At 35.5% G+C, this 10,490-nt stretch carries 8 protein-coding genes and 3 tRNA genes; all 11 read right to left on the bottom strand.

Going from position 1 to position 10,490, the window contains the following annotated elements:
• Nucleotides 1–93: preprotein translocase subunit SecE (locus AB4Y90_RS11505; RefSeq protein ID WP_441557722.1), on the bottom strand; the 93-nt coding region annotated here is incomplete at its 3' end.
• Between the two features lie 12 nt (nucleotides 94–105).
• Nucleotides 106–176: transfer RNA gene (locus tag AB4Y90_RS11500), tRNA-Trp, on the bottom strand.
• 56 nt (nucleotides 177–232) lie between these two features.
• The gene (tuf, locus tag AB4Y90_RS11495; protein ID WP_441557721.1) at nucleotides 233–1,417 is read right to left on the bottom strand and encodes an elongation factor Tu; all 1,185 of its coding nucleotides are present in this window, start codon (nucleotides 1,415–1,417) and stop codon (nucleotides 233–235) included.
• A gap of 88 nt (nucleotides 1,418–1,505) precedes the next feature.
• On the bottom strand, nucleotides 1,506–4,607 hold the full coding sequence (locus tag AB4Y90_RS11490; RefSeq protein ID WP_441557720.1) for an efflux RND transporter permease subunit: 3,102 nt from the start codon (nucleotides 4,605–4,607) through the stop codon (nucleotides 1,506–1,508).
• Between the two features lie 202 nt (nucleotides 4,608–4,809).
• Complete coding sequence (locus AB4Y90_RS11485; RefSeq protein WP_441557719.1) at nucleotides 4,810–5,892, bottom strand: efflux RND transporter periplasmic adaptor subunit; 1,083 nt, start codon at nucleotides 5,890–5,892, stop codon at nucleotides 4,810–4,812.
• 7 nt (nucleotides 5,893–5,899) lie between these two features.
• Complete coding sequence (locus tag AB4Y90_RS11480; RefSeq protein ID WP_441557718.1) at nucleotides 5,900–7,141, bottom strand: TolC family protein; 1,242 nt, start codon at nucleotides 7,139–7,141, stop codon at nucleotides 5,900–5,902.
• Nucleotides 7,142–7,508: 367 nt separating this feature from the next.
• The gene (locus AB4Y90_RS11475; protein ID WP_441557717.1) at nucleotides 7,509–8,873 is read right to left on the bottom strand and encodes an ATP-binding protein; all 1,365 of its coding nucleotides are present in this window, start codon (nucleotides 8,871–8,873) and stop codon (nucleotides 7,509–7,511) included.
• A 52-nt stretch (nucleotides 8,874–8,925) separates the two neighbouring features.
• A complete protein-coding gene (locus tag AB4Y90_RS11470; protein ID WP_441557716.1) occupies nucleotides 8,926–9,606 on the bottom strand; it encodes a response regulator transcription factor in 681 nt (226 codons plus the stop codon).
• A 169-nt stretch (nucleotides 9,607–9,775) separates the two neighbouring features.
• Nucleotides 9,776–10,135 carry a hypothetical protein gene (locus AB4Y90_RS11465; RefSeq protein ID WP_441557715.1) on the bottom strand — a complete coding sequence of 120 codons (360 nt, stop codon included), beginning with the start codon at nucleotides 10,133–10,135 and terminating at the stop codon, nucleotides 9,776–9,778.
• A 97-nt stretch (nucleotides 10,136–10,232) separates the two neighbouring features.
• A tRNA-Thr gene (locus AB4Y90_RS11460) sits at nucleotides 10,233–10,304 on the bottom strand.
• Nucleotides 10,305–10,344: 40 nt separating this feature from the next.
• A tRNA-Gly gene (locus tag AB4Y90_RS11455) sits at nucleotides 10,345–10,417 on the bottom strand.
• Nucleotides 10,418–10,490 lie beyond the last annotated feature (73 nt).

Genomic DNA, 10,490 nt, shown 5'->3' with positions numbered 1-10,490 from the left:
TGTAGAAGACTGTAAGTCTGACCATTTTGGCCATTCAACTTTATGTCTGAATTCGTTATAAGAACCTTTTAAAAAATCGACAAATGAACTCATAATTTATATTTGCACGGGCACAAGGATTCGAACCCTGATCAACGGTGTTGGAGACCGGTATCCTACCATTGGACGATGCCCGTAGATAAAAAAGCTTCCGAGAGTTTCCTTTCGGAAGCCTTTTGTATTATTTAGATAATTATTCTAAGATTTCAGTAACCTGACCTGAACCTACAGTTCTACCTCCTTCTCTGATCGCAAATCTAAGACCTACGTTAAGAGCGATTGGCTGTAGCAATTCTACAGAGATCTCTAAGTTATCTCCAGGCATTACCATTTCTACTCCTTCTGGTAAGAAGATCTCACCTGTAACGTCAGTAGTTCTTACGTAGAACTGAGGACGGTACTTGTTGTGGAATGGAGTGTGACGTCCACCTTCTTCCTTAGAAAGGATATAAACAGAAGCTTTGAATTTTTTGTGTGGCTTAACAGAATCTTTCTTAGCGATTACCATACCCCTCTTGATGTCAGTTTTTTCAATACCTCTCAACAATAGACCTACGTTATCACCAGCTTCACCTCTGTCTAGGATTTTTCTGAACATCTCAACTCCTGTAATAGTAGAAGTCAATTTCTCATCACCCATACCTACGATATCAACTGGATCTCCAGTGTTGATAACACCAGCCTCGATTCTACCAGTTGCTACAGTACCTCTACCTGTAATAGAGAATACGTCTTCGATTGGCATCAAGAAAGGCTTTTCAGTATCTCTTGGTGGTTGCTCGATCCAAGTATCAACAGCGTCCATCAATTCTTCAACTGATTTGAACCACTTATCGTTAGTATCAGGAGTTGCAGCAGTAGCAGCAGTAAGAGCTCCTAATGCAGAACCTTGAATTACTGGAGAGTTATCTCCGTCAAATTCGTAAGTAGACAATAAGTCTCTAAGTTCCATTTCAACTAGCTCTAATAATTCAGCATCGTCTACCATGTCAACTTTGTTCATGAAAACAACAATTCTAGGTACGTTTACCTGACGGCAAAGTAGGATATGCTCTCTAGTCTGAGGCATTGGCCCGTCAGTTGCAGCACATACTACGATTGCTCCATCCATCTGAGCAGCACCAGTTACCATGTTCTTTACGTAATCCGCGTGACCTGGACAGTCAACGTGAGCATAGTGTCTTTTTTCAGTTTCGTACTCAATGTGAGCAGTATTGATAGTAATCCCTCTTTCTTTTTCTTCTGGAGCAGAGTCAATAGCAGAGAAATCTTTTTTCTCAGCAAGACCTTTGCTCGCTAATACAGCAGAAATAGCTGCAGTAAGTGTAGTTTTACCATGGTCAACGTGACCAATAGTATAATAACAGGTCTTATGAATTTAAAAATAAGATTTAACTTAATAAAAGAAGAGCCGAAAAATTAATTTCCAGACCTTCAACCTATATGATGTAAATGAAAGATTTATCTTAAATAATCTCCTCTGTTCTCTTAGCCCGGTTAAAAATCCAAAAGATGATCGGGAAAATAAGCAATGTTAAAACAGTTGCCGTAATCAATCCGCCGATAATGACAATGGCTAAAGGTTTCTGAGATTCTGAACCGATTCCTGTAGATAATGCAGCCGGTAACAATCCGATCGACGCCATTAAAGCAGTCATAATGACGGGTCTTGTTCGAGATTTCACTCCATTTAGAACAGCTTCATCCAGTGGCAACCCATCTTTTACATTCTGATGAAATTCAGTAATCAAAATCACTCCGTTTTGAATACAAATTCCCAGTAAAGCAATCATTCCTACTCCTGCGGAAATTCCGAAATTCATTTGGGTTAAATGAAGCGCAATAATTCCTCCGATCAAAGCAAAGGGTACATTCGCCAAAACCAAAAGGGAATCTTTCATGTTTCCGAAAAGGATGAATAAAAGAAAGAATATCCCCAAAATACTGATCGGTACAACTTCTGTAAGCCTCGATGTTGCTCTTTGCTGGTTTTCAAACTGACCGGTCCATCCTACTTTATATCCTTCCGGAAGATCAATTTTTGCCACTTCTTTCTGAGCATCGGCAATCGTCCCTCCTAAATCACGGTCACGAATTGAAAATTTAATTCCGATATAACGTTTGATATCATCTCTGTAAATAAATGCTGCTCCGTTATTTTTCTCGATATTTCCGATTTCCTTCAAAGGAATCATCGTTCCGTCCTGCGTCGGAATCATCAATGAAGCGATGTCATTTTCATCTTTTCTGTATTCATGAGAATATCTTAAACGAATCGGGAATTTTCTTTCGCCATCATACATTTCTGACGCTGTTTTTCCGCCAAAAGCCATTTCCAGAACGGTTTGCGCATCTTCGGGCATCACACCGTAAGCTGCCATTTTATTTCTGTCCCAAACTACGTTTACTTCCGGCTGACCAATATTTTTAATAATTCCGGCATCACGTACACCATCGACATCTTTTATGGATTTTAAAACCTTATCCGCCAATTCATCCAAAGTCTGAAGATTATCACCGTAAATTTTAATTCCATTTTCTGCTTTAAAACCTGCAACAGCTTCGGCTACGTTATCAGAAATCGGCTGAGAATAATTAAATGTAATTCCTTGGTAATTGCTGAGTTTTTTATCAATATCTTCAATCAGCTGATCGTAGGTAATTTTACGTTTCCACTCATCTTTCGGTTGAAGATTTACCGCAAATTGTACAAATCCGAACCCGTTCGGATCGGTTCCGTCGTTGCTTCGTCCGGTTTGCGCCAAAACATCAGTTACTTCAGGAACACTCATAATATCTTTCTTTAAGATGTCGGCAGTTTTTAAAGATTCTTTTAAAGATGAACTCATCGGCATTTCTGCAGTGATCCAAAGTGAACCTTCATTTAATTGAGGTAAAAATTCTGTTCCTAAAAATTTTCCGGAAAATAAAGTTACTGCAACAATCGAAATGGAAATAATTAAGCTTAATTTTTTATTTTTAAAAGTAAATTTGAAACCTTTTAAAACAATTCTGTCCCAGAAATTCACAAAAGGATTGTTCTTTTCTCTTACATTTTTATTTAAAAGCAAATGCGTTAATACCGGAACTAAAGTCAATGTAAAAATTAAAGCGCCCAACAATGCAAAACCTAGCGTAAATGCTAAAGGCGAAAACATTTTACCTTCTACTTTCTGGAATGAGAAAATCGGAATTAATGAAGTGATGATAATTAATTTTGAAAAGAAAATAGCTTTTCCTAAACCCGTTCCGGTTTGTTTGATCCAGCCTGCTTTTGCGAGTTTATTGAATCTTTCATCGCCATATTTTTTGGCTTTATGATCGAGCATTACAAAAATCCCTTCCACCATGACGACGGCTCCGTCAATGATGATTCCGAAATCGACGGCTCCCAACGACAGTAAATTGGCGCTCATTCCTGCGATTTTTAAACATAAAAAAGCAAAAAGCAGAGACAAAGGAATGATGATGGAAACAATCACAGTTGTTCGCCAGTCTGCCATAAAGATCAAAACAATTACCGTAACGAGGATGATTCCTTCCAGCAAATTGTGCATCACCGTTTCTGTGGTAAAATCCATCAGATTGTCACGGTCGTAGAAAGTGACCATTTTTACATCTTTGGGAAGGATTTTTTCGTTAAGCTCTTTAATTTTAGCTTTCACGCCTACCAAAACTTCACGCGGATTTTCACCTTTTCGCATCACGACAATTCCTTCTACAGTGTCGTCCTGATTGTTTAATCCGGCCTGTCCTACTCTCGGTCGCGAACTTTCATGAACCTCAGCAACATATTTTACCAAAATAGGATTTCCGCTGTCGTTATGAATGGTAATATTCCCAATATCATCTGTCGACTGCACCAAACCAATTCCTCGCACAACATAAGCCTGTCCATTTTTTTCGATTACATCGCCTCCCACATTCAGATTGCTTTTCGTTACGGCTTCATAAACCTGCAACGGCGTTAAATTGTATTTATCTAAAGCTCTCGGGTCGATACTCAACTCAAAAACTTTATCCTGACCTCCGAAAACATTGATGTCTGCAACTCCGGGAACACCACGAAGCGCTCTGTCAATCACCCAATTCTGTAAAGTAAGAAGCTCACGGGAATCTTTTTTATTGCTTTGAAGCGTATATCTGAAAATTTCTCCGGTCGGTCCATAAGGAGGTTGTACTTCGGGATCAATTCCTTCAGGAAGACTTATATTTCTGAGCTGATTGTTGACCATATTTCGGGCAAACATATCATCAACTCCATCATCAAAAAGAATTTTAACAATGGAAAGACCAAACATGGTGGTACTTCGCACACTTGTTTTTTTCTGAACCGGACTCATCGCCAACTCAATCGGTGTCGTTACAAAACGTTCTACTTCTTCGGCACTTCTTCCGTCCCATTGTGTAATGATGACAATTTGGGTATTGGTAACATCGGGAAATGCCTCAATCGGCATATTTTTGAAGCTTATAAATCCTGCAACCGCCAAAACCGCTACCCAGATAAAGGTAAAAGCCTTATTTTTAAGTGAAAATGAGATTATATTTTTTATGAATTTATTCATGGGAATAGATGTTAGATATTAGGTTTTAGGGTTTAGTCTAATCTCTACTATTTATTTTATTTAAATATTTAAAAACCATTAAGAAGTGAAGAGGTAAGTTTAAAGAAGAAACATCTGATGATGACTGAAATGATAAAAGTTAAAGTAATTGGTAGTCTTTAATAGTCTTACTGCTTCAAAATATCTTAATGGTTCAAATCAATTAATTTTTTAAAGAGCGATAGATCAACAGCTGATTATTGGTAATTACGCCTTCGCCTTCCTTAAGACCTTCTGAAAGATAAGTGACTTCACCCAACTGTTTTAAAACCTGAATTTCTTTAATTTTCACATCTGTTCTCGATTTAAAAACGACTACATAACTTCTGTCATCATCAAAAATCACAGCTTTTGAAGGAATAGAAAGCGCCATTTTATTTTCAGATTTCGAAACTTTGATTGTCGCTTTGCTGTCGGGAATCAATAATCCGTTTGCGTTGTCAAGAACGACTCTTGCCTGCATTGCATTGGTTTCAGGATCGATAATTTTGAATATTTTATCAATTTTTCCGTCAAAAACTTTATCCGGATAAGAAAGTGTGGAAACCTGAGCGGGCATTCCAAGACTTATTTTGTCGATATCGGCTTCGTTGATATTCATAATTGCCCAAACATTTGTGGTATTGGCAACATCAAAAATATTCTCGCTTCTGTCACTTCTCAGCTGCATATCTTTATTGATGTCTTTATGAACAATATAACCGCTGATTGGCGCCAAAACGCTGTAAATATTCCCGTTTTTCACATTGTAAACCGTACTTACCGCAGATGCTCTCTGCATCTGATCTTCTGCTTTCTGAAGCTGGCTTTTTGCTTCCAGAACATCTCTTTCCGTATTCAGTTTTCCTTCATACATTTCTTTGGCTACACGAAGATTATTTTTGGCAACCTGTAAATCTGTTCTTGCATCGCTTACATCTTTTTGTACTTCTGCCAGTTCGGTACTTCTAATAGTTGCCAAAACCTGGCCTTTTCTTACATAATCACCAAGTTCGGCATTTACGCTCATCACATTTCCGCCAACCAAAGGATAAACATCGATATACGAATTGGCATCCGCAGAAATTTTACCGTAAAAACTGTAAGAATCTTCTATATTTTTGTTCTCAACTTTCGCTGTGGAAATTGATTCGAGCATCGTATTGCTCAGTTCAAAACCTTTTGGTTCTGGAGTTTTTGCAATTTCAGGCTTTGAGCATGACCATAAAAGCAAAGCTGAAAATAAGGGTATAATTATTTTTTTCATTGTATTGTTAATAGAAGATTTTGGTTTGTACTAATTGATTGAGCTGAATGGCAGATTCCATAAGCTCGTTTTTCATATCATAAATCTGCAGTGCAGTTTGACGATAGCTTTCCATGAAGTCTGTAAATTCGATCAGACTGATATTTCCGTTTCTGAAATTTTTAAGCATTCCGTCATAAACAAGATCAAGATTGCTTAAATCAGTAGATTTTATTTCAGCTAACTGATCGTATTGGGTTTTCCAGATTTGAAAAGCAGACTGCACTTTTGTTTCCAAATTGAGTTTTTGGAATTCGGCGTTTTTCTGATTCTGCTTAATGGCGAAATTGGCTTTTTCCACATTTCCTTTATTGCTTTTCCACAATGGAATAGGAATTCCTAATTTCAAATTAATTTCATTATTAAAAGTTCCGGAAGCCTGATCGTATTCTGCACCGACATTTAAATCCGGAACATTCAGTGATTTTTGCCATTGTGCATAAAGCTTAGAATTATCAATCATTTTTAAAATAAATAAATAATCAGCGTTGTTTTCGAGCGCTTTTCTTTTCAATTCTTCATCATCACCAAAAGGTTGGGCCGCCAAAATTTGTTTAGCTTCTTCTTCCGAAATCTGAGGCTCAATATTTTCTGTAATTCCGGTAAGGATTTTTAGGTTTTGCTCAAATTCCAAAAAATTTTTATTGATCCCGACTTTATCACTATTGAGCTGAATAACGATGCTCTGAAGCCTCACTTCGTCTTTCAGCGAGACATTTCCTTTTGCAGACTGCACTTTGTACGCTTTCAAAAGATCATTCATATAACCCAATTGCTTGTTGGTATTTTCAAGCTTGAGTTTTTCGTAATAAAGATTATAATAATTGGTATGAAGCTGGGTTCTCAATTCTACCAAAAGTTGTGAAAACTGTAATTGAGCCAACTCTTTATTAGATTTTGCAAAAGCAATTTCGTTTTTCTTTTTGCCGCCCATGTAAATCAGTTGGGTAACTTCGAAACCTTTTGCTCTTCCTGCATCTAAAACCCTTTTGTCTTGCGGATTGTAAGCATTGATATAACCGCTCATCTGCGGAAGCTCCCAGATTTTCGCCTGCAAAATATCTGCATCTGCCATATTGATGCTGTATTGCTCGGCAAGAAGCTGAAGATTGTTTTGCTGAAAGGCATTTTCGCACTCCAAAAGCGACATTTGCTTCTGCGCTGAAATCATTGAAGAAATTACAACGAACAGGCCTGCAATTTTGTTCATTCTATTATTTTGATGACAAAAATGCTGCTGCGCGATTAAAACGAACTTAAAGGAGGCTTAAAAAAAAATTAAATTATTGATTTTGTATAATTATCTTTAAATTTTTAACCATTAAGGGTTATTAAGGATTAAGAGTTTTTAAGAATCAATAAAATTGATTTAAGCGTTCTGTTTATTATTTACTTTTTAAATCTAAAGTTTATCCTTTTTGTTTTTAAAACTAAGCTAACGTAATAGTATTAAGATTAAAAATTTTAAGAATCAATAAAATTAATGTAGCGTGCTGCTTAATTATTTAACTTGGTAAATCTTAAAAAGTCTATCCTTTTTTATTCTTAAAAACTAAACAAACTTAATGGTTCAATAATCATTTATTAAAAACAACACTGAATTTATTTAAATTTTCAGAAGGAGAAGTATAAGAAATTCCGGCACTGTGATATTCTAAAATTCTCTTTACTATTCTTAAACCTAAACCGGAACCGGAAATATTCTGGGAATTGTTTCCACGCATGAAAGCTTCGAAAAGTTTTGGCTGCTCTTCTTTGGAAATGGTATTTCCGTGGGAAAGAATATCTACAGTTAAATGGCTTTCAGTTTCGGTAATGAGAATATTTACATCAGCATTATCAGAATATACCGCAGCGTTTTTAAGCAGATTGATAAAGACAATATCCAGAAGTGACTGCACTCCGTTGATGGTTAAAAAAGCGTTTTCCTGAGTTTCTTCAGCAATAAGAAAATCCATTTTAAGATTGGGGTAACTTTTCTTTACCCGGTCAAAAGATTCAAAAATCACTTCATCAATCCTTACTTCTTCGTAAATGCTCTGAATATTTTCTTTATCGAATTTTGTGAGAAGCAGAAGTGAATTGGTAAGATCTGACAATTGATAAACATCCTTCAACATTTGTTTAAGAGCCGAAAGCGTTTCGGGAGAATGCTGTTCAAGCTTAATTAAATTCTCCAGCTGAAAAGCCATTCTTGTAATAGGTGTCCTGATTTCGTGGGATGCACTTGCCGTAAAATCTTTTTGTGACTGGAAAACATCATTTAATCTTGAAATCATTGTATTGAATGAGTTTGCCAGAATACTGATCTCGTCATTTGACTGCTCTACCGGAACCTGTGTAGTGAGTTTATGAGCAGTAACTTCAGAAATTTCTTTGTTCAAATCTTCCAAAGGTCGGAGAAATTTCCCCATAAAATAATAGCTGAAAAAACCGATCAGCAAAGTACAGGTAATAAAAGCGGTAATTAAAAGGTATTTCAAATACTCCAACTTCGATTTCCCGTTGGTATCATAAGCACTGGTAAGAATGTAATAATTTTCTCCGTTGATGTTTTTTAAGGATGCGTAAACTTCAGGAACAGATTCTTCATTGTAAATGTCTTTTTTCTTGTCAAGATCGGCGAGAAGCTCTTTATTCCAGGTTACTTTTTGATCTTTTATGGTGCTGTAAATAAGCTCTTTGTTGCCATTAAAAATCAAGATGGTTTCATTCAGAAGAAAATTATCTGAGTTTTCATTAAAAAAAATAGGAGCCTCGTTCTCAAAATTTTTAGATTTGGAAATAAAGTTGGTGGTAAATCCTAATCGCCTTATAAATCGGTCTTTGAACTCTTCCCTGCGAAAATCATTAAACGAAATATAAATAATAATTAAAACAACCCCGAAAAGCAGCGAAAACGAAACGCTTAAAGTAAGTGCAATCTTTCTTTTTAAAGACATTTAAATGGTTTTTGGTTGTTAGTTTTTGGTTGTTGGTTTTTAGTATTAATATTTATAAAGGATTGAGATAATACCCGAAGCCTGATCTTGTATGAATCAGCTTTACTTTATATTCTTTATCGATCTTTTTTCTTAAAAAATTGATGTAAACTTCTACCGTATTGGTATTGGTATTAAAATTATGTTCCCATACATTTTCGGTGATTTGCTGTTTAGAAACCGTTCTTCCCTGTGCTTCCGCAAGATAAACCAGAAGCTGGAATTCTTTTAAAGTTAAGGTAATTTCGTTTCCTGCACGGAAAACTTTTTGTTCTGTTTTATTGATAATTAAATCATCAATTCTTATAATATCTAAATCGATGCTTTCAGAAGGAACTTTTCTTCGCAAAAGAGAATTCATCCTGAGCAACAACTCTTCAAACTGAAAAGGTTTTACTAGATAATCATCTGCCAGTCTCGTAAAAGCGTCTTTTTTATCAGAAATATCTCCGTAAGCAGAAATGATAATGATGGGCGTGTTTTTATCAAAAGAACGTATAGTTTGGCAAACATCCAGCCCATTAACTTTTGGAACATTAATGTCTAAAAGATATAAATCGTACCCATTATTTTTTATCTGACGAAGAAAAGTTTCGCCATCATAAATTCTGTCACAGGTAAAATTATTTGATTCTAAAAACTTGCTCAATTCTGCGGAGAGAATAAGGTCATCTTCTAATAAGAGAATGTTCATCACAAAATATTTATAACGAATTTAATGAAAAATTCAAGATTATTTGACGGAATTGATTTAATAAAAGCTCCGAATTTAATTTTCAAAATTTCTAAAGTATTATGGCTAAAGTATTTTGAAGCCTATGTTATGATTGATTAAAATAATATTAAACTTTATTGCAACCAACTCACTTTATTTTTTCATAATAATGATTGTTATCTGCATTTAATATTATTCGTAGTTCTTCATTAATCTTATTGGTAAAGTATGTATTATAAATTGCATCTTTTCCAAAATCTGAATACTTCAATATAATCCTTGTATTAAATACACCTTCAATAGCAAATTTACCATTCCCATAAAATTTACTTTTAAAACTACCGTCTTTATATAAAGTAAGTGTATCAGGTTTGTGAGGTGCTTCAACACAGCATATCTCAGTATTATAATTCCTGTTTGCATATTTACCCACATAGTCATTAGAACTAACAGGAAGGTCAACATTTAAAATAATTATTAAGCCAATTATTATAAAGATGATAATCAAGATATACTTTCATTAATTAAAAAATAATCTTTAATTATAAATAAATCGTCAATATTTAGAAATAAAAAAATCCCGAAGAAAATCGGGATGAAAAGTGAGCCAACTACGGGACTTGAACCCGTGACCTCTTCCTTACCAAGGAAGCRCTCTACCGCTGAGCTAAGTCGGCCTAAACAAAAAAATCACACTGTAGAGTATGATTTTTTTTGAGCGGAAGACGAGGGTCGAACTCGCGACATTCAGCTTGGAAGGCTGACGCTCTACCAACTGAGCTACTTCCGCAATTTTGTTTCCAAAACTATTGGTAAACGCTGTGCAAACTTAAGGAAACCCTTTAAATATGCAAGTTTTTTTT

The sequence above is a fragment of the Chryseobacterium sp. 2TAF14 genome (assembly GCF_052115105.1).
In the GTDB taxonomy this organism is placed as follows: Bacteria; Bacteroidota; Bacteroidia; order Flavobacteriales; family Weeksellaceae; genus Chryseobacterium.
Note: the sequence above shows the minus strand (reverse complement) of the source record. Positions and strands in the feature narration are given on the sequence as shown.

Excerpts from the sequence above, each read along its gene's own strand:
- AB4Y90_RS11490 (WP_441557720.1), bottom strand. The coding sequence starts at position 4,607 with ATGAATAAATTCATAAAAAATATAATCTCATTTTCACTTAAAAATAAG.
- AB4Y90_RS11485 (WP_441557719.1), bottom strand. The coding sequence starts at position 5,892 with ATGAAAAAAATAATTATACCCTTATTTTCAGCTTTGCTTTTATGGTCA.
- AB4Y90_RS11480 (WP_441557718.1), bottom strand. The coding sequence starts at position 7,141 with ATGAACAAAATTGCAGGCCTGTTCGTTGTAATTTCTTCAATGATTTCA.
- AB4Y90_RS11475 (WP_441557717.1), bottom strand. The coding sequence starts at position 8,873 with ATGTCTTTAAAAAGAAAGATTGCACTTACTTTAAGCGTTTCGTTTTCG.
- AB4Y90_RS11470 (WP_441557716.1), bottom strand. The coding sequence starts at position 9,606 with ATGAACATTCTCTTATTAGAAGATGACCTTATTCTCTCCGCAGAATTG.